Source organism: Gimesia alba (assembly GCF_007744675.1).
GTDB lineage: Bacteria > Planctomycetota > Planctomycetia > Planctomycetales > Planctomycetaceae > Gimesia > Gimesia alba.
On the sequence record NZ_CP036269.1, the window covers coordinates 6,808,347 to 6,827,492 of the forward strand.

Sequence of the window (19,146 nt, forward strand, 5' to 3'; positions counted from 1 at the left end):
ATTGCAGGTTAGTGATTACGTGATAAAAATGCTCGAATCAGTCCTTCCTCCTGTGCACTGAGCGAAGCTTGAATCGTCTGAAGAGTGATTGGATCGTATTCGAGTTTTTCAATCTCGATTCTCTGTTCTCGAAAATAGAGAGCAATTTCCTGCAACGAGTTAAAATTAGTCTGGCCATTTGGTTCTCTGCCGAGTGACTGAGCAATCATCTCCTTGAGTAATTCACCCCGTTTCTCCACCATTTCTGCGGAATACTGGTCGGAGAGATATTCATGAAAATAAGCTTCCAATCGTTCCGGCTTGAGCTTATCTCTCAATTCCAGGGCATGTTGGTCGTATAGTAATTGACATTGAAGGCGTACTTCCTCCCGTCGACGCTGCTGATCCTCTTGATATTGTTTCCTGCGTTCTGCTTCTTGCTGCTGTTGTTCTTGTTCGGGCTTTCTCCGTCTTAATTCAGCTTCTCTCTCTTTTTGACTTCGCTTCCGTTCTTGTTCCAGTTTCTTTTCTTGTAAACGCTCACGTCGTTTTCTCAGGAAAGATCTCAAGCGTTCTACACCAGCCCCAATTGTTTGTTCATAAAGCGAAAAGAGTATGGGAAGCAAGATCCAGCAAAGTCCCAGTGCCATGCCAGCGACTACCAAGGCCGTGGTCACCGTCCCACCAAACTGATAGGGATCAATCACATCTCCAGTAAGAATTTCTACACCAATCATCAATACAAACAGGAAAGAGGCGATCCGTTTGCTCCAGAGGTCAGCTTTTGAATTCGACTTCACGCACAGCTGTCCGACATAAAGAAAAATCAGTGCCGGAAACAACAAACTGAATAAGTCGGTATCACTGAATAATGAGTCCATCTTTATCGCCTTCGATGAAAGATTCCCAAGCGTAAAAAAAATGCTGCCGATATCTGATTCGAATATTGGCAGCATTTCTGGTTCAAAAAGTTATTTTGAAATCGAATCCTTCGTTTTCTTCTGGAATCTCATTTTTTGATTCACAGGCCATCCAATCAGGTTTTTCACATCGTCACTGGTATAGTAAATTTCCAGCTCTCCTGAGCGGGTCACTTTTGCGTGAAATACGACTGTATAATCAACATTTCGCTTGCTGGACTCCTTTCCCCTGTTTTCAAAAAGTTCGGTCAGCCGTGCAAATTCACAATAGATGAGTTTTTCATCTCCTTTCTGCTCGACCGAATACAGTCCTCCAAGTTGCTTGATCTCAAAATAAGGCTTTCCAGACGGATTTTTACCCACTCTAGTAAACATAAACGAAACCGTTTTCAATTTTGAATTCCGTCCAAACAACTGCATGTTGAGCTGCAGATACTGATCATTACTTTTGTGAACCCAGTTCCCTGGCTCTATTTGATCAAGTCCTTGAAAATTCCCCAGAGCAACGGCGATGATGATGGCATACATGGTAACTTCCTTTCTTGGTTCTAATTCTCTATGGAACGTCTGTAACAGGTATGAAGCTTTGGATGGTTTATTTACTGAGATGCAGCTTGCAGCCAGTGGGAAGAGAATTGAGTAGTCCGGTTGATTTCAGAAGAACCTCGACAGGAACATCTTTCATCACAACGGTATCACCCAATCCGATAAATCCGGTGGAATAGACCGTTTTAATATCCCCAACGCCGGAAAGCTTTTGCAGAAAACCATAGGGTTCGTGCCGGACGATAGTCGGCTCTCCTTGAGAATTAACAAAAAAACCTTCTACCACTGAAAGGGTGATTCGATTTTTGGGGACAGTCCGTCCATCCAAAGGAATGAAAATGTCAGCTCCCTTTTTCTCATAGCGGGTATCCAGGGACCATGTAATACCGTTAAGACTTTTCTTACCGGAATATTTTCTGGTAAAACCAAGACGCAAAACCAAGTTCTCATCATCGTCCGGATCCCCCAGAAACTGATAAAAGCCCTTCCAGGATTCATAGGTGGTTTGATTTGTGTTCCCGTCATTTTCAGTTGCTTTGAGAATCCATGCTTTTCCTTCATCCCAAGCCTCTACTGGTTTTAACGAGAGAATCGTGGAAACTGTTGAATTGTATTTCGAAGGCTGAGAAGCTCCGTAGCGAGTTGTACGACGGTTTGTTGATTGATCGTTATCTGCAAAGGTTGATCTGTTGTAATCTGTATGGGTGATGCTGTAGGCGCAAGCCCAGTCTCGATCGACCAATGATCTGGCATTGTAGATCGGCTTACTCTCTGCAAAAGCGATAAGTGACTGTGATGCAAATGAAAATACTACTGTGATAAAAAAGAATCGTGACATTGTCTTCTCCTGTTTTGAATCGATGTTGTTGTGAAATGGGTATGTCATAAACTGAGTTGTTTCAGTCAAACCTGATTCATTTTCTCTTGCCAGAAAGGGAGCCAGTTGAGCTCACTTGTTTTAACATCGAGTTAAATCCTCAGTTTCAGGCTCCCGAGAACTAACTTGACGACGGGTAAGGCGACCGTTTCTCGATTGAATAGTTCGGTTTCGGTGGAAAGAGTTCTCACGAAAGCAGCTGTAATCAGGATCAATGGCATTGTTCTTTCCTCTTTCTTGGGACAAAATGTTCATCATGGAGCCTTAGGTTCATTTCCAAGGTCTCCCCCTATTTGACCAATTGGAGGAACAGTTTTTTTGAGGACAGTAAAACATGGCTTTTCACAAATTTTCTGAAATAGTTTCTGGATGTTGATCAATGGACTCCACATCCACTTTTCAGCAAGTCATGAAACGCTTGGGAACAGGAGACGAGCAGGCTGCCGATGAGATTTTTCAGCGATTTACAGGCAGATTACTGCTCTTGGCACGCTCCCGCCTCAATGCGAGGTTGCAACAGAAAGTAGATCCGGAAGATATTCTCCAGTCGGTTTATCAGAGTTTCTTTCGTCGAAATCAAAGTGATGATTTCGATCTGGAAAGTTGGGATGGGCTTTGGGCTTTGTTAGTCACAATCACCGTACGAAAATGTGCTAAACAGGCTCGGTACTTCCGAGGAAAGAAACGAGACATTTCACGTGAAGACGCCATCGATCGTCCAGAAATTGAAAATCAGGCAATAGGAGGATGGGAGTTAATTTCTCGTGAGCCCACTTCCGAGCAGGCAGTTTTACTGACGGAAATCGTTGATCACTTAATGCGCCCTTTTGATGAACAGGGACAAACCATGATTTCCATGCGTCTTCAGGGATTTCGTGAGCGGGAAATCAGTCAGGAAGTCAACCGAAGCGAACGGACCGTACGTAGGATATTAAGCCGGGCCAGGACAGAACTCGTTGAATTGCTGGAGTAGTACGTAATGTCTGATTCACACTCAGATTGGCAACAACTGGAAGCAATTGTCGCACAGTTTGAAGACTCACTCCACTCGAATGTCTCATCCCCAATCGAAGACTTTTTACTTCAGGATGGAATTGATCGATCAGTTTTGCTCACCGAACTTGTTCATGCAGAATTGGAACAGAGGCTGAAAGCAGACCAATCAGTTCGAGTAGAAGAGTATGTGGAACGATTTCCGGAACTGATTCAAGATCACGATTCGTACCAGGAACTGATTGTCGCAGAATATATTCTGCGATTAAGAGCCGACTCCCATTTAGATATTTCCGAATATGAATCGCGATTTCCGCAACTGAGGGAGTCATTGATTCCTCGATTACAACAGGCAGCCAAACAAGATCTGCCTAATCGCGGCAATCTGTCAGAGCCCTGGACCGAATCACAACTGGCAAATCAGACCACAATTCTTCCAGAAGGACACCAGTTGGCGCGTCGCAGATATGGACGGTATGTGGTTAAAGAAATTCTAGGAGAAGGTGCTTTCGGACAGGTTTTACGAGCTCATGATCCTAAGACAGAGCGCGATGTCGCCCTGAAAATCCCCAGACACAATTTACAACCTGGTTCTGAAGAGGAAAAACGGTTCCTGCGAGAAGCAAAATCAATTGCAGCACTCAACCATCCCAATATCTGCCCCCTTTATGATTTGTTAGAGACAGATGATTGTGTCCTCCTGGTGATGCCCTATATAGACGGGGGATCATTGGCAGAAAGGAAGAAACAAGAAAATCCAACTCTGGATCAATCAATAAAGCTGGTTAGACAACTGGCTTTAGCAATGGCTTCTGCTCATGATGCGGGAATCGTGCATCGTGATCTGAAACCCGCCAATATTCTGCTTGACAGAGAAGGAGACCAACCGGTTATTACTGATTTTGGTTTATCGTTGTTTCACCAGAGCGATGAAACCAAATTGACGCAGCAGGGACAACTTCTCGGGACGCCTGCATATATGTCTCCCGAACAGGCTGGGGGTGAGACAGAAATAATCGGACCTGCCAGCGATATTTATTCACTGGGGATGATCCTGTACGAGCTTTGTACTGGTGAGCTACCCTTTACCGGGTCGGTGAATCAGGTGATCGGTCAAATTCTCTCTAAAAAACCGATGTCCCCTTCTTCACTCAATTCCAGCATTCGTCCTGAACTGGAGCAAATTATCCTTAAAGCAATCGCCAAGAAACCGGAAGACCGATTTAGCTCGATGCAAGAGTTTGCGATTGCGCTGAAACAACTTAACACTGATGATACAGCTAAAGTTTTGCCTCATCTATCCATTTCGAGTAATTACAAGACTGCAATTGGAGTTGCTGTTCTAATTCTTGTGGCCATCTGGTGGTTCTCGCAGCTGAAGCCATCAGATAATCAGGTAACCGCTATTCCACAAAATCCCTCGACACAACCAGAAGCCTCTAGCCCCTCACTCTGGGCAAACGTTGATCTCCTGAAAGAAGTTCAACTGCCTGTAGACACTGTTGTTGGAGACTGGTCCAAGACTCAGGAGGGATTGAGGGTGTTGCCCGGGGGATTTTCTCGCTTGTCGATTCCCGTTCAAACAGAAGACGACTACCAACTGGAGCTCGAATTCACTCGCAAACTGGGGACTGGAGAAATCAACCTGATCTTCCCAGTTGGCAAAAAGAGCGGAATGCTATCAGTGGGGCGTGATCAATGGTGTGGATTGGCACTTCCTTACGGACAGGAACTCGGAAATCATCTTCCAGGACATCTTCCAAATTTTCAGCGTCACCAATTACTGTTAAAAGTAGCCACAAACAATTCACGGGCTTTCATTTCAGCAGATCTAAATGGCTCTACTGTACTGAGCTGGCAGGGCTCCCTCGAATCGCTTTCACTGCGTAGTGATTGGCAGGTCCAGCAGCATAGTTTTGGTTTGGGTGCCCAGCAGGCAGAAGTAGTTTTTCACAGTCTCTCACTCAATGTTGAAGACAAGGGCATAATTTCTCAAAACCGCTGGAAGTTTCACAGGACCGATCACTATCTAGAGCCAAAAAACTTACTGGAAGAAATCGATTCCAGCCAGCATGCATTCAGAGGAAACTGGAAAACCGCTCAAGTTCCAGAGAAAGAACACGAGAATAAGTTCAGACAAGAACTCTTTATCGAAGGTGGAAGCGATTTTTCAAGCTTGATTTTGCCGGTGGTTCCGACAGGCAGCTACCAATTGCAGGTTCAACTGACACGCATCCAGGGTAATGGGGAAATCAACCTCATGCTCCCTGTAGGAGAAGCCTATTGCATGATTTCTCTCGGTAAAGATGGGAATCAATTTGGAATACAACACGTCAATGGAAGATATTGGGACATGCGCAAAACAGGGCTATTTGCAAATAGAAAAGAATTTACCATAGAAGTGGATGTGCAATTGGAACTCGATAATCAAGTAGCCATTCATTTTCAAATCGATGAGAATGAAGTGTTTCATTGGGAAGGAAAACAATCGGAATTATCCATCAGAGAGATGTGGCGCATCTATCCCAAAGCTCTTGGACTCGGTGTTGACCAAGATGCTGTCCGGTTCCAAAAAATCTTGTTTCAGAGCAAATCGGGTGAAACGTATCTGATCGAGTATCAGTAAGTTCAGATAATTTAGTGAAAACCTTCTTAACCCTCAGTGCTTACCAGTAAAATTATGTCGGGCAAAATATTGAATAGTCTCCCAATTTAGTAGATATCAGACTCCAGCTAAACCGCTATAGCGGCTTCATGCTGTGCAAAGCAATTTGCTTTTCCGAATAACATTTCGCGCTATCTGACCCTCAATCGAAAAAACATCCTTATTTGGTGCGACTTTCTGAAACATGAAAGAGCGCATAAACGGGAATATTCGTCTATGCGCTCAAGATTCAAACCACACTATTTTGATTCAGATGTAGGTTTGGCCTCTTGTTTCTGTTCCTGCTTTTTCTCTTCTGGACTTTTTGAGCCACCGTTGGTCATCTCTTTTCTCCTCAGTTGACATAAAATCTCATTATAGTCCATTTTGGACTATTCCAATACGGACTATACGATTCGCCTTTCTTTATTTCAAGAGGCGATATGGAAAAGTCCGTTTTTACCCAGGAATATTCAATCCTGCTTCGGTTACTGAAAGAAACTCGAAAGCAGAAAAAAGTTTCTCAAGTCGAATTGGCTAAACGGCTTGGGCAAAGTCAGTCATTTGTAAGCAAATGCGAACGCGGAGAGCGACGCATGGATATCATTCAACTTCGGACAGTATGTCACGCTTTGGGTACCACGCTTCCAGAGTTTGTGGATGCCTTGGAATTTAAGTTGAAACAGAATCAGGGGCAGAAGAAATTAAGAAAATGATTCATCCTTGGGAGTGGGATGAGTTGCCGCTTCAGTTCGGGGCTTTTCAATATCCATTTCCAGTAATTGAGTTGTTCGGCTGTAATATTTTTGCAGTTATGTTGGCAAGCTGGTTATGTGGCGTTGCTTCCGTTCGCTCCATCTCTACCGTGCGAGACTGTCCTGATCGCCACATAACCAACCGGACTATAGAGATCGCAGGAATTCCATGAGTCCTTTATTCTCCTTCCACGGTTTGCCGTTCTTTTTCCCTTTGACTTCGCAGCTGGCTAGGGCTTTAGCTTTTGTCTGCAAGTCCACTTCCGCGTAGACATTCGTCGTCGTCAGCGAGACATGACCAAGCCACGCTCGAATCGTGTTGATATCGACTCCCGAACGCAATAAGTGTGTCGCTGTCGTGTGTCGAATCGTATGTGGACTGACTCGTTTTTTAGTCAAAGAGGGCATCTGTTTGGATGCACGTCCTGCAGTACGCTCCACAAGCGAATGAATGCCAAATCTTGTAATTGGTCGTCCGCAACGATTCAGAAATACGTGTTCGCTGGGATCACGCCCTTGGACCAGTGTTGCTAATTCCTGAATTGTCTGTGGCCACAATGGACACTGTCGGCACTTATTCCCTTTGCCGCGGATCAGAACTGAGGCCGTGTCGCGGTCTGGGACATGAGTCAATGACAAATCACTAATCAGGAGCTGGGCCGCTTCATCAGCCCGGGCTCCTGCGTTGTACAGAAACAGGAGTAAGACGTGATCCCGCCGGCCCTGTGCGGTCGCCAGATCTGGCGCCGCGAGCAAGGCATCCATTTCTGGCTTCTCCAGGTAAGTGATGAGCGCTCGTGGAGCTTTTTTGAATGGCACGGCTCGCACTTGTCCACACCATTCGATCAGTTCTGGAGCATGCAAGCCAATGAACTTAGCCAGGGCGTGAATGGCCGCCAATCGTTGATTGCGGGTAGCGATTGTGCATCCCCGTTTCTCCTCCAAGTCATTTAAGAATTGGCGCACGCGGTCGGCCGAGATATCGGTCACGGTCAGGCGATCAATTGATTTGCGTGTTCGCCGTACGATAGCTGGTAGTAACAGCCGCAAGGTGTCGCGGTAACTTCGCTGAGTATTCAGGGCGAGATTTCGCTCACCGATTATATGCTCCATGAGGAATCGGCGAACCCATGGGCCGATCAAGGATATGTCACGCATGATTATCCTCCCCGCAGGCGTACCGCTCGAAGCAGGTACTGGCTTGCTGCAACAGCTCCGGTGTCATGGTTAGGTAAGCTTGTGTGTTGGCTGGCTGTGAGTGTCCCAGGTAAACGGAGAGGTGATATACCAACCGTTGAACGTCCAATCCCTTTCTATACCAATCTGTTAGGCGGTGAACTGCGAACGTGTGACGAAGATCATGCATCCGAGGCTGATAGCGTCCGCCATCCGACCGTTGCACACCGGCGTGTTGTCGAAGACGATCAAACGCATGATGCAGCGGCCACCAGGAGAGTGGCTCCCCGTTGCAATCAAGAAAGAAGTGACCATCAACACCCGCTGCTGGAAATCGGACAGACCGCCAACTGGCATAGTCACTGAGTACGGTTGTCAGATCTTGGCCAATCGGAACCCATCGACATTTGAAAAACTTGGTGTCGCGAATGGTGAGTAGAGAGTTTTCCAAATCCGCGTCGGCAGCTAACAGGTTGAGCACCTCACTACGACGCAATCCCGCCCCGTACATCAGCAACAGAATCGCTCGCAGCGTAGGCGGCTCCATTCGATTGGGGAGTTGCACCAAACGAATTGCGTTCAGTAACCGGCGGATTTCTGCTCGTGAGTAAATATATGGAATCAGCGTCGGAAGGCGTTTTGGCAATTGTGTTGGCAGGGGGTTGTTTTGCATGTCCCCATGATTGATTGCAAACTCGAAAAATCCTTTCATCGCTGAATAACGGACATGCCATGCGTTGGTGATCCGGTCCGAACCCGCCAAGAATTCCGTGAGATGTTTTTTACGTATCCGCGTCATTGGTGTACATGGACCGATAGCACGCGAGAAGGATCGAAGAACGTCTTCATTGGTTTTGCACCGCTCACCGAGTGTTCGGCGGAACGCCACATATTCCGTGATTAGATCGCAAATATTCATAGCAGTCCTCCCAGTTCGAATTCACCAACTATGCGCAGTGCGGCCAGATCAATTTTGGCATAGATGCGCGTTGCCTGCGGTGATTGATGCCCGAGGTGATCGCCAATCTCTTTCAATGAGAAACCCTGCGCCAGCAAGTGGCGAGCACATGCATGCCGCAACACATGGGCACCATAATGCGGCAATGTCAGACCCAATGCGTGCAAACGACGACTGACCATTCCTCCCACGGTCGCGCCATGTAAGGAGCGAAATGGTGCCAGAACTGTGATAAATATCTCCCGCCGATCAGATCGAGGTCGCACTCGCAAGTATCGGAGAACAGCCTCGCCAACTGGATGGCACAACGGATAAGTCCGTGGCCGCTTATTTTTTCCATGAGAGACGGTCAGAAGTTCATCCTCCCAGTTGAAGTCATCCAACTTAAGGGTCGTGACTTCTCCGGAGCGTAGACCGTACACCGCCAGCAGCAATAAGATGGCTCGATCACGAATTTCGACCGACTCGTCCCCCTCTGTTGCAGCAATCAGTCGATTCACGTCGTCCCATGATAGGCCCAGCGGCAGCCCCTCATGGGCATAGACCCGTGGTGTCCTAATCGCATCCGACAATCCCGGCTTGCACCATTTGTGTTGTTCCGCAAATCGTAAGAACGTACGGATCGCTGTCGCAATCCGTTTCACAGTCACTCGCACGTACCCGCGATTGCGAATTTTGTTAGCCAGGAGTTCATTCACTTGGCTCCCGGTCAGTGTCCTGAGCTGCAAATTGGCTTTGTCGATTTCCGTGAGGAAAGCCTGAACTTGCTGACTGTTGTATGCCACTGTCCGCTGGGATAATCCACGCTCTTGGATCATATAGTCAATGAATTGTGCAACTAGGTCGGCGTACGGTTGACGGACTGCAACAGGTGTCTGCAATCGTCCCAAGAAAGACAACCACCGAACGGCATGTCCGATAAACCTGCGACACTCACGACAAACATTTTGCACTTTCCGCCCTCGCTCTTTTACCCAGCGATGCGCTGCAGACACGATTTCAGTTCGAGTGATCAGTTCACCAGGCCGCTCGACTAAACGTAGAGTCCTGGCAATGATTAATATTTTGCGGGCGATGTGTTCCAAGGTCTCCAGTGACATCTGCTGCTCGGCGCAATACACGAGGTAACGGCGACGTTCCTCAGCCAGCGGACCGTTTTGATGGCGTGCTATGGCATGCGGTTGTTTGTAGAGTTTGTCGAACATGAGTCGAACCTCCTAAATGAGTGATGAAAAGGAAGAGGTTCAATTTTACAATGCCACACTTATGTGGCGCCCAATTATCAACTTTGGTCCTTGGAAGAAGCTGAACTTTCTGACTCTCGATCTGGATCAGGCACGCTTTGCAGAGTGCCGAGTAATTGGCTGACTCGCTCATGGTATTTGCGTAGCACGTCACGCGATCCAACAAACAAGACCAATGAGAGAATCGCAAAGCCTAGATCAAACCATCCAACCGGGGCTGACAGCATTCCGTAGTATGTCCGTCTGGCCACGTAAACGAAAAACAACGCCACTAACCCATTCGCGTGAAACAGGTAGAACTTGTAGTGAATATCGTTGAGCACGTTGTATGCTTCGACATTTAGTCCCAAACGGGAGAAATTCCAAGGTGGTTGCCGAATTCCTGTCCAATGGTGAATCTTGTCGATCACGAGCCACCGCACCGTGCTGACCGTGACTCCTGCCGCAACGGACGCAAGAGTTCCGAACATGAAGCCAGCGATGGTCGGCGTCGTACCTGAAAGCCAAAGACGAATTGTCTCAGAAAAGTAGCTCACGCCCCACAAGACAACGAAGCCCGGCAAGACGAACGCGATGAGTAAGCCGAAGTTCCCTGTGTACACATCTTTCATTGACAGGGCAAACAGTACCACCGTTCGATCACTTTAACAACTGGCGTCCAAGAGTGGATCAATCATCCCATCCACTAGCAAACCCGACTTGAAGGCCACATAAGTAACTTGCCAACATAATTGAAAAAATACTATCGGCGAATTGACATGTTTTTGGGGACTGATGGTTAGTGGGGCAGAGAAAACATACTCAGTCAATCCTCATTAGAGTTCGATACGTTGTAAAAATTCAGTGAGTGGGACGTTATAAATCTTACAGAAGGAAGCAAGTTCAATCACGTCAATTCTTCTTTCCCCTGATTCACATTTAGAGACAAATGAAGCGTGAGCTCCAAATTTATTTCCTACTGTTGTTTGGGTCAATCCAGCTTCAATCCGGGCTTCTTTTAAAGCCTTTAATAGCTGTGAATATTTTTGTGAGTAACGGGTTTTTTTCATTTAGCCTGCTCTTTTCGAATTTCTAGTTGCAGCAGACTATTCAGTTGGATAGAATTTCCCAAAATGGGAAATTTCCTAATACAGGAAATCGGTATTGACACTCAAATTTAGAACTGGAGAAAAGAAATGACCAACGGTGGCTCAAAAAGTCCTGAAGAGAAAAAGCAGGAACAGAAACAAGAGACCAAACCTACTTCTGAATCAAAGTAGCATGGGGAGCAGAGCTTGAGCACATAGGCGTAGATTTTCGCCTATGTGCTCTATAAAGCTTCAGAATACCACTTCTACAAGTATGGTTATTATCGGATTAACGCTGTAAATCCCGGTCTGCACTTCACTTTTGCCTCTAGCCTCATGGGCAAAAACATGCTATAATTACTGCATGAACAGTTTTGGAACAGGACCGACTTTACGTGAAGCATCACCTTGGCTGAAAGATGATGCGATTCGGCGTGCGCGCATTCTTGAGGTTACAGAACGCAATAGTGTGATTGAAGGACTGCCCCCCTTCACTGCAGAAACGCGTAGCAAAATCATGCAGCAACTGGAAGCTATGTCTGCTTCCGAGCCTCAGCCAAAGCCTGCTCAATAATGGCAATCATCGGCTGATAGTCTTTCCGGATCAATGCTGCTTTGGCGGCTTCTATATACTGCTCCATCCCAGGTTCGGTTTGGTCATATATCAATAAAGGTCTGTTAGACTGAATGGCCAGCAAATCAGTCATTAACTTGATTGCCCTGGCATTTCCTTCCCGGAAGGGATGAATCGCCAAAAACTCTCCCTGGATTTCGCCGATCGCTTCACAGAACCCTTTGTCATCTGTGAGGCGGATAGCCGGATATTTCTGCAAAACATCTTTCTCATAATTTTGCATTGCCTCGTCCAGATAATGTGGAGGTGGCCAGATCGCACCGGGTTTACTTATTTGTAAAGTTCGCCATCGACCAGCCCACTCAAACAACTCCCCAAAAATCTTAGCATGAATATGCAGCAATAGCTCAGATGTCATGGGAGTATCAAACCGGACTTCTGAAAACAAAGACTCATATGCTTTTGCCAATTCCAGTTCTTCAAAATGCTGTAATGTTTCCAGATCGGTAATCCCCAGTTTATTCACCAGGACGGTCTCAGCATCGTCCACAAACTGAGCTTCAATATTTCCGGAAACATCGTATTTGTCCTGGTGCTTTTTTTTCATGTACCTAATCTACTAGAAGAATAAAGATACCGCCACACAGTTTAAACGATGAGACTAGCTAATCTGCAGGTAAGTTTCCTCGCTTATCGATTTCCCAGAGCTTTTAGAGTTCTGGCATGAATTACCTTTTTCATGTCTTCAGGCAAGTCGCGCATTGATTCTGTCGTGACAGTAACCTCCTTATAGGTGTTCGTGATCGCCTTCATGGCTTCTTTGATAAATTTGCTGGCACGTTCTTCGTTCCAGGCATAGTCAAATGTGAAATCGTTATGCTTCACCAAAAAGAACTCTGGTAGATACAAGCCGATTTGTTCCCAATGGACTGAGCGGATTTTTTTTGAGATCACTGAGGCGACTTTATCGAAATTACTGTTACTGATGACACAGAAAATCGTGTTTTCCGATTTTAATATATCGCTCGCCATTTCAGCTGCCACCACATCCCGTCTGGTAAATTCCAGGAACTCTGCTCGCCGCCAGAGATGATAATGAATCTGATTTGTTTTATTTGCCTCAATCAGATCACGATGGTCTTTTGACCATTTCATCCCCGTATCACTCAGCATTCCCATCCGGCGTACATACTCATCCGCATGCCTCTGAGTAGGAAAGTGATCGCAGGGACGATACAGGACTACGCTGGCAACTGCTGTAAGGCTGATATGAAACAGGCTCGCAATGCCTTTGACGTCCGTTACATCTACATACTGCCAGCTTAATTCGTCAGTGGGCAGTAATGCAGAGACAGAAATATTGAGAGTTTTCGCCAGTTTCATCAAAAGGGGTGGGAGAGGAAGTCTCTGTCCGGATTCGATCCGGCTCAGATGTCCTTTCGTAATTCCGGCAGCTTCTGCCAACTGCTGTTGAGTCCAATTCAGCGACTCCCGAATCCCTACTATTCTATCTGCAATTTCTTCTTCTATTCGTTTCATGGTCATGGTTGCGCCTTAGCAACTTCTCTTTTTGGGACGTGATTCCTTCTATCGCCTGCGGTTATCTCCCCTGTATATATGAAGTCGTTGAGAGCTGATTATACCAAACATTGATGTGTGTCCTTCATAACAATCGAGAGTGATTCATGGAAGCTTTTCTTTGGCTTTTCTACATCCTGGCCGGCATTCTGATTTTCGCTGCTTACCCCAACCTGGGGCTGGTGGGAAAAACCACCTACACCATTTTCTTCCCTGTGCACTGGGCAGTGCTGAGCTTTGTCTCAGCCTGCATTACTCATCAGGGAAACTTTCAAGATAACCCCATTCAGAATCTGTTAATCCCGTTCGGAGTGATTTTACTGTTATGGTTGCTGTGTTCGCTTTAATGCTGTTCGTCTGGATGATGGTGATGCTGTTCCTCGGCATTCGTCATCTTTCAGAGCACGGGTTTCCCCGGAAATCGAAGAAGTCCCGTCCTGTTTCGCCACCGCCTCCACCTGATCGTGCGGAAAGACTGGGGCAGGTACGGGCCGCATTTGAAGAAGAACTCCGCTTACTTCAAAACCTGAATTTAAACGATTTCGAACGCAACGCCGCCATTCTGCACGCCCGGCAGAAATACACACAGAAAATCAAGGAGATACTCGGATGATTTTGTGTTTGTATCTCCTGATGATTCTCATTGTCGGTGCGACCCGGATGGGAAAAACGTTCGGCGTGATTGATAAACTCACTCATGAAACCCGTAAGATTCTCGCGTTAGATCCGCAGGACAGTTTATCTCGCCGGTTCTTTCAACATCATATCTGTGGAGGATCGACCAAAAGAATACTTTACGATCAGTTACGGCGTACTGATCGGGCTCCCGGTTTTATTTCTCTTTGGGAATCTGAACATACTGATCCATTACAGCGACTGAGAGAAAATGACTATGAACGGTCATTGATCGCAGAACCGCTTTACGGCCGCCGGTCACTGGACGGCGTGAGTCGTCCTCGTATTGCAGAATATACTGACGAAGCGCTGAAAGTCATCCAGTTCCAGAATGCCTACGCTCCTCTGTTCTGGTTGCCGTTCGCCATTCAGCCTCACCTGCCGGATTTTGAGTTCCTGCTGCGACACTGCACACACCAGGAAACGGTTGACAGACTCCAATCGCTGGCCAAACTCTCTCCCGGCCAGCTTCGAAACGAAGTGTCTCCCACACTTCGCCTGCTGGAACCTGCATGTCGAGATCCGGCATTCATTTCCAGGTGCGGAACGCTTCACTGCGATGATCTTATCAACCGCTATGACACTCTCATCGTGGAAGGATCTGGTGCCACTGACCAGACCATCGAAATCGTACTCCAGCTCTGGACCTATAAAGCGATTCAGTACGTGGAACGTCACAAACGAAGCCTGGTCCTGGTGATTGACGAAGCGGCAAACTGGAACCTGATCACCAAAGACCTGCTGAGGGCAGTTGCCACCTTAGAAAAGTACGGCTTTGAACTAATCCTGATCACGCAGTCTCTGAGCATCGTATCCAGTGAAATTCGTGTGACCTTATTCCAGAACGCACGGCGGGTGGAATGCTACCGGGTCGGCAGCCTGGAAGATGCCAGACTGATGAGCGGAATCTTTGGCGCCCTGCAGTACGATCCTGATTCATCTGGCGGCGTGAGCGGCCAGGGAAAGATGCTCATCCAGGAACTGATGACACTCCCGGTTGGGACGCGGTATGTCCGTGAACAGGGGCACGTCTTTAAAGAACAGTCACCGATTTTAAAGGACTCTTACGCATGGCCGGGGATTTCGGAGCACATGATGCAAGACGCGATCCAGAACATCATTCAGGGGGCCGATTACCAAACCCCGAAATATTGTACGCCCGCCAGCGTCAGGGGCAGGCAGCGTGGCTCGAACGCAGACGAATCATCGTGGAGAGGGTAAGAACTCATGTTTGTGGCGTCCATCATTTTCTGGATCTGTTTCCCAGTCTGGCAAAGGCCTATCAGACCACTGCCAAACTGCGAAAACGGGGCATTATTAAATACATCGGTTCCGCACAGATCACCGGCGACGGTCGGCCGCGAGACATGTTCTATAACGGGAAACGACCAGAGATGGACCAGCTTATCCATGAATATCATCTCACAACATTTTGCCTGCTGTATCCGGATGCTGAATTCAAACGGCTTCACGATGTCGATCCCCGGTATCGTGCTGATGCTGAGATGCTCTTTCTGGAAATCAACAAGAAATATTTTGTGGAGTTACATACGGGAACAGTACGAAATCACCAGCGAATTCAGGAACGGTTTCGTGCATATGAAAGCTCCTGTGACGACGTGCTGTGGGTCTGCCTGCAGCCGGACGACAAACAAAAACTGATGCAGTTATGCGATTACTCAAATATGTATTTCACCTGCCTGGAAGACGTGCTGAAACAACCGTTTGGCTCGGTCTGGACTGACAGGGACGGTCATCTTTGTGAACTGGAATAGTTAGAAAAACGAATAAAGAACCTGGTTTTTAACCGGGTTAATAACCGGATAGAAACCCTATGGTTTCTAAACACCCCCTGCTGAGACTGACTTCTTATGAAAGAGAAACAGCTCCTGTTTCCCTTTCATTTCATAGTCATTTTCAACTACTGCTGTCCCGGGAGACCGCAGGAATATTTCAATCTCAACCCGGCCAGGTCCCGGCTGGCTCTTATTCCTGGAAAGGAACATTCATGAAACGCAGTTCAATGAACAGTCACCCGCAGGTCATCGGAGGTACTCCGGCTGGCCCCGGTACGGGACAACTGGCTCCCGCCGCCCCGCAGCAGGTCATCGTCCAGCTGCCGCCGTCGGCCCAGCTGCTCAGCCTGGTGAATCAGGTGCTGGCCAATCCCGATGCGGTCGTACAACAGGCTGTCTCGATGATTGATGAAACCCACAACTCTGTTTCGATTCGTGAGCGAATCGTCGTTTACATTGAGGAGGATTAACTAATGGGAAAACGGTTTGAAATTGACCGGCAGACAACTGTCCGTGAAACGCCTGATGCATCAGGTGTCGAGATTATTATCGGTCTGGCGTTCTGGATCATTTTGATCGGGGTGATCGCAAAGGGCTGTGGTGGTTAACGTGGGACGAAAAAAAGCAAGCGTTGATCGCCTGGTCTCAATTAATCGTGGGAATGGATGCCTGACAGTTATTTTACAACTTTTAGGTCTGTTGCTCCTGCTGATGTTCATCGTCAGTTTCATTAAATAGCAGTATCTGATTTTGGCTGTATCAGGGAAGCAACAGAAGTGAGGTAAATCATGGTTACCATCGAATCAACCGGGAAAGGGAAATGCTCTCTTTCCGGAAAAGAATGTCATGGGATTCATGTCAAGTTTGCTGAGGGATCACCGCAAAAGGTATTTCTCTCGTGGCGCAGTTTACAGCAACTGGTGAAGTTGAAATCACAGGACTCGATTACAGGAAAGGATGAGAAAACAAAGTAATCGATTCATGAAATATGTTCTCCTGAAAATGGTACGTCGCTTTAAATGATACTTCCGAAGCGGCGTGCCATTTCTTTCTGTATACGGTCATTTCGATAACCATTTTTGAGGAAACCATATCGATGAACAAACTGAATACGGGAGTGATCCACTCAAATGAAGCCTACAGCAAGGCGATGGTGCTACAACGACTCGGAATTTCACAGCGGTTCTGGGATAAGATGCTGGATGACGGTTTACCGTATGTCACGGTCGGTCACACACGCTGGATTACCGGCCAGAGCCTGCTCGAATTTTTCGAAAGCCATTCCCAAACGAAAGTAAGTGAGGCAGAATAGTCCCCTCTTCTGACCTGCCATGCCTCGTAAACCTGAAATCGGTAACATTCAACTCTACCCGAACCGGCCCCTCAAGCAGACCGACCGAAACGGGTACGTTTTGAAATTCTATTGTCCGCTGCATCAAAAGCGGATCAGGAAGAGTTGCGGTACACGTGATCGGCGAGAAGCCCGCCGGATCATGCGGGAGTGCCGGGAGCGATTATTAAACGGAAACTATATCGAGTCGGGCGGCGTGATCACGGAAGCCCTGGAAATCCAGACTCATGTTCCATCCCCTGCCCCAGAACCCCAGGAAGGAGTGGAATACCTGAGTGATATGCGCTGGCAGGATTGTGTGGAGCACTACTATGAACACTGCAAAAAGCGTTTCCGGAATAAATCATTAGATAATTCCATGTCGCGGATCGGGATCGCTGGCCGGATTCTGGAAAATCAGCGGAAGCAGAAGAAACTTCAGGAGAATGGAAACATTGAAGAATACACCACCCTGACGGCGTTGGAGTATTTACAGGATCGGCTGCTCGCTGGTGAAGAAAGCCGTCAGGATTACCGGGCTCCGACGACAGTCAACTCGACGATGGGAGCAATTATGGCATTCGTACGGTATTGTTATCGTCATGACTGGATCCGGAAGGTTCCTCCGGTCACAAAACTGAGTGTGGATGATGTGATGAAAGGACGACCGGTCACCAATGAAGAATTTGAAAAAATGATCGAGGTGACTCCCGAAATCGTAGGTAAGCAACCGGCGGATTCCTGGAAAATCGTTTTACAGATACTCTGGGAAAGTGCCTTTCGCATCAGTGACGTGATGAACTTTTCCTGGGATGATGAGCGAAAGATTCACCCCGTCTGGCCAGAACGTCAGGATTTGCACCCGACATTGATCATTCCCTCTACACAAAAGAACCGCAAGAACCAGGAAATCCCAATGCTGCCAGGTCTGCAAGAGCTGCTGGAACAGGTTCCAGAAAAAGAACGTCGAGGTTGGGTGGTTGACCCACAGCCGATGGAATATCAGATCGAAACAGACAGTGAATGGTTCAGACCGACCAACACTGATCTCGCCAGGCTGGCTGAACAGTACAGCAATACTGCCATCGGCCGAGCTTGTGGGGTTTCTGATACCACCATCCGAAACTGGCTTGGCAAAGCGAAAATCAAACGCAAGGTCGAATTCAATCAGCATCAGGGGGAGATTGCTTCCGATGCCATAGCAAAACTGAGAAAACGGGCTGAGAAGCAGTCCAGCAGACAGGCTCAGAGAACGGAGAAACGGCTGTCAACGGACCGAGTCAGCCGAATCATTGCTCAGATTGGAGAACAAGCCAGAATTATCGTTCAACAACCAGATGAAGAAACGGGACGCCGTCTGAAGTATGCCACGGCTCACGATCTGAGACGGGGTTGTGCTCACCGACTGATCAATGCGGGGATCTCTGCAGAAACTCTCAAAGTCATTTTACGACACCGAGACTTTTCAACGACTGAAAAGTTCTATGGTGCGACTAAAGCTGCCCAAGCTGCTGCGTCGGAGGTTCGTGAGAAATTGGAAGATAAGAACTCCAAAAATGATCCCACAGAAATAATGCCTCTTCTTTCTGCTGACGAGATACAGAAGCTGAAGATCATTCTAAATTCGATTTGAGAGGATCAATTAATTTTTGATCGGCTTTCTCAAATATATCGGACTTTTCATTCACACGACAAAGGCATCATGGATCGCATGGTGCCGGAGGTTTTCGCATTTCACAAGTGGTTCCTCAGCGGACAATCCGAAGCCCCTGAGGGGAGTCGACCTGATGCCAGTGTTCTTGGCTCGGACCGTCGATACCATGAGTCGTCATTATTAGAATGTAGTGTGCACTAAATTAATGTGAGAATCGAATTGATTATCAGTGCATTGTTGCTCGAAACATAAATACGAGAAGCAGTATGCAATTGTGTATTTATTGAAGGTTTTCTAGGCACTCTGTTTTCAGATTCTGAGGTTAAATTCAAACTTTTCAAGCCCAATAATCCTTGATATGTCCCTGCATTGATATTTTG

The 19,146-nt window shown here is 47.2% G+C and carries 22 protein-coding genes; 11 read left to right on the forward strand and 11 right to left on the reverse strand.

What is annotated here, in order from left to right:
* Positions 1 to 8: 8 nt before the first annotated feature.
* From Pan241w_RS25350 to Pan241w_RS25360, 3 genes are all read right to left on the reverse strand, one after another.
* On the reverse strand, positions 9 to 935 hold the full coding sequence (locus tag Pan241w_RS25350) for a hypothetical protein (RefSeq protein ID WP_145221364.1): 927 nt from the start codon (positions 933 to 935) through the stop codon (positions 9 to 11).
* A 15-nt stretch (positions 936 to 950) separates the two neighbouring features.
* On the reverse strand, positions 951 to 1,427 hold the full coding sequence (locus Pan241w_RS25355) for a hypothetical protein (RefSeq protein WP_145221367.1): 477 nt from the start codon (positions 1,425 to 1,427) through the stop codon (positions 951 to 953).
* 67 nt (positions 1,428 to 1,494) lie between these two features.
* Positions 1,495 to 2,283, reverse strand: coding sequence for a hypothetical protein (locus tag Pan241w_RS25360; RefSeq protein ID WP_145221370.1), 789 nt, complete (start codon positions 2,281 to 2,283; stop codon positions 1,495 to 1,497).
* A gap of 418 nt (positions 2,284 to 2,701) precedes the next feature.
* Here Pan241w_RS25360 and Pan241w_RS25365 point away from each other — a divergent pair, with 418 nt between their 5' ends.
* The 3 genes from Pan241w_RS25365 (at position 2,702) to Pan241w_RS25375 (ending at position 6,675) form a co-directional block, all read left to right on the forward strand.
* Entirely contained in the window at positions 2,702 to 3,295 is a 594-nt protein-coding gene (locus tag Pan241w_RS25365) for an RNA polymerase sigma factor (RefSeq protein ID WP_145221372.1), read from the forward strand.
* Between the two features lie 351 nt (positions 3,296 to 3,646).
* Positions 3,647 to 5,941: a serine/threonine protein kinase gene (locus Pan241w_RS25370; RefSeq protein WP_198000147.1), complete on the forward strand. Its 2,295-nt coding sequence runs from the start codon at positions 3,647 to 3,649 to the stop codon at positions 5,939 to 5,941.
* 461 nt (positions 5,942 to 6,402) lie between these two features.
* Positions 6,403 to 6,675 carry a helix-turn-helix domain-containing protein gene (locus Pan241w_RS25375; RefSeq protein WP_145221378.1) on the forward strand — a complete coding sequence of 91 codons (273 nt, stop codon included), beginning with the start codon at positions 6,403 to 6,405 and terminating at the stop codon, positions 6,673 to 6,675.
* Positions 6,676 to 6,861: 186 nt separating this feature from the next.
* On the opposite strand, the gene Pan241w_RS25380 is transcribed toward Pan241w_RS25375, so the two are convergent.
* From Pan241w_RS25380 to Pan241w_RS25410, 7 genes are all read right to left on the reverse strand, one after another.
* Positions 6,862 to 7,872 (reverse strand): tyrosine-type recombinase/integrase, encoded by a 1,011-nt coding sequence (locus Pan241w_RS25380; RefSeq protein ID WP_145221381.1) that lies wholly within the window; start codon positions 7,870 to 7,872, stop codon positions 6,862 to 6,864.
* Positions 7,865 to 8,563: a tyrosine-type recombinase/integrase gene (locus Pan241w_RS25385; RefSeq protein ID WP_198000148.1), complete on the reverse strand. Its 699-nt coding sequence runs from the start codon at positions 8,561 to 8,563 to the stop codon at positions 7,865 to 7,867. The genes Pan241w_RS25380 and Pan241w_RS25385 overlap by 8 nt, the downstream gene beginning before the upstream one ends.
* A gap of 242 nt (positions 8,564 to 8,805) precedes the next feature.
* On the reverse strand, positions 8,806 to 10,053 hold the full coding sequence (locus tag Pan241w_RS25390; protein ID WP_145221387.1) for a site-specific integrase: 1,248 nt from the start codon (positions 10,051 to 10,053) through the stop codon (positions 8,806 to 8,808).
* 77 nt (positions 10,054 to 10,130) lie between these two features.
* The gene (locus Pan241w_RS25395) at positions 10,131 to 10,724 is read right to left on the reverse strand and encodes a hypothetical protein (protein ID WP_145221391.1); all 594 of its coding nucleotides are present in this window, start codon (positions 10,722 to 10,724) and stop codon (positions 10,131 to 10,133) included.
* A gap of 183 nt (positions 10,725 to 10,907) precedes the next feature.
* On the reverse strand, positions 10,908 to 11,141 hold the full coding sequence (locus Pan241w_RS25400; RefSeq protein WP_145221394.1) for a helix-turn-helix domain-containing protein: 234 nt from the start codon (positions 11,139 to 11,141) through the stop codon (positions 10,908 to 10,910).
* Between the two features lie 551 nt (positions 11,142 to 11,692).
* Positions 11,693 to 12,340 carry a Fic/DOC family protein gene (locus Pan241w_RS25405; RefSeq protein WP_145221397.1) on the reverse strand — a complete coding sequence of 216 codons (648 nt, stop codon included), beginning with the start codon at positions 12,338 to 12,340 and terminating at the stop codon, positions 11,693 to 11,695.
* A gap of 83 nt (positions 12,341 to 12,423) precedes the next feature.
* On the reverse strand, positions 12,424 to 13,278 hold the full coding sequence (locus Pan241w_RS25410; RefSeq protein WP_145221400.1) for a helix-turn-helix domain-containing protein: 855 nt from the start codon (positions 13,276 to 13,278) through the stop codon (positions 12,424 to 12,426).
* A 140-nt stretch (positions 13,279 to 13,418) separates the two neighbouring features.
* On the opposite strand from Pan241w_RS25410, the gene Pan241w_RS25415 reads away from it, so the two are divergent.
* From Pan241w_RS25415 to Pan241w_RS25445, 8 genes are all read left to right on the forward strand, one after another.
* On the forward strand, positions 13,419 to 13,658 hold the full coding sequence (locus Pan241w_RS25415; RefSeq protein ID WP_145221403.1) for a hypothetical protein: 240 nt from the start codon (positions 13,419 to 13,421) through the stop codon (positions 13,656 to 13,658).
* On the forward strand, positions 13,637 to 13,924 hold the full coding sequence (locus Pan241w_RS25420; RefSeq protein WP_145221406.1) for a hypothetical protein: 288 nt from the start codon (positions 13,637 to 13,639) through the stop codon (positions 13,922 to 13,924). Before Pan241w_RS25415 ends, Pan241w_RS25420 begins: the two co-directional genes overlap by 22 nt.
* Positions 13,921 to 15,207, forward strand: a complete 1,287-nt coding sequence (locus tag Pan241w_RS25425) for a type IV secretory system conjugative DNA transfer family protein (RefSeq protein WP_145221409.1) — start codon at positions 13,921 to 13,923, stop codon at positions 15,205 to 15,207. The genes Pan241w_RS25420 and Pan241w_RS25425 overlap by 4 nt, the downstream gene beginning before the upstream one ends.
* On the forward strand, positions 15,195 to 15,761 hold the full coding sequence (locus tag Pan241w_RS25430; protein WP_145221412.1) for a hypothetical protein: 567 nt from the start codon (positions 15,195 to 15,197) through the stop codon (positions 15,759 to 15,761). Before Pan241w_RS25425 ends, Pan241w_RS25430 begins: the two co-directional genes overlap by 13 nt.
* 233 nt (positions 15,762 to 15,994) lie before the next feature.
* Positions 15,995 to 16,252, forward strand: coding sequence for a hypothetical protein (locus tag Pan241w_RS25435; RefSeq protein ID WP_145221414.1), 258 nt, complete (start codon positions 15,995 to 15,997; stop codon positions 16,250 to 16,252).
* A 3-nt stretch (positions 16,253 to 16,255) separates the two neighbouring features.
* Complete coding sequence (locus Pan241w_RS29955; RefSeq protein WP_261344272.1) at positions 16,256 to 16,390, forward strand: hypothetical protein; 135 nt, start codon at positions 16,256 to 16,258, stop codon at positions 16,388 to 16,390.
* A 488-nt stretch (positions 16,391 to 16,878) separates the two neighbouring features.
* A complete protein-coding gene (locus Pan241w_RS25440; protein WP_145221417.1) occupies positions 16,879 to 17,094 on the forward strand; it encodes a topoisomerase II in 216 nt (71 codons plus the stop codon).
* A gap of 19 nt (positions 17,095 to 17,113) precedes the next feature.
* Entirely contained in the window at positions 17,114 to 18,745 is a 1,632-nt protein-coding gene (locus Pan241w_RS25445; protein ID WP_145221420.1) for a tyrosine-type recombinase/integrase, read from the forward strand.
* Positions 18,746 to 18,963: 218 nt separating this feature from the next.
* Here the strand turns inward: Pan241w_RS25445 and Pan241w_RS29850 are convergent.
* Positions 18,964 to 19,146 (reverse strand): hypothetical protein (locus Pan241w_RS29850; RefSeq protein ID WP_232107271.1); only part of this gene is annotated, 183 nt, incomplete at its 5' end.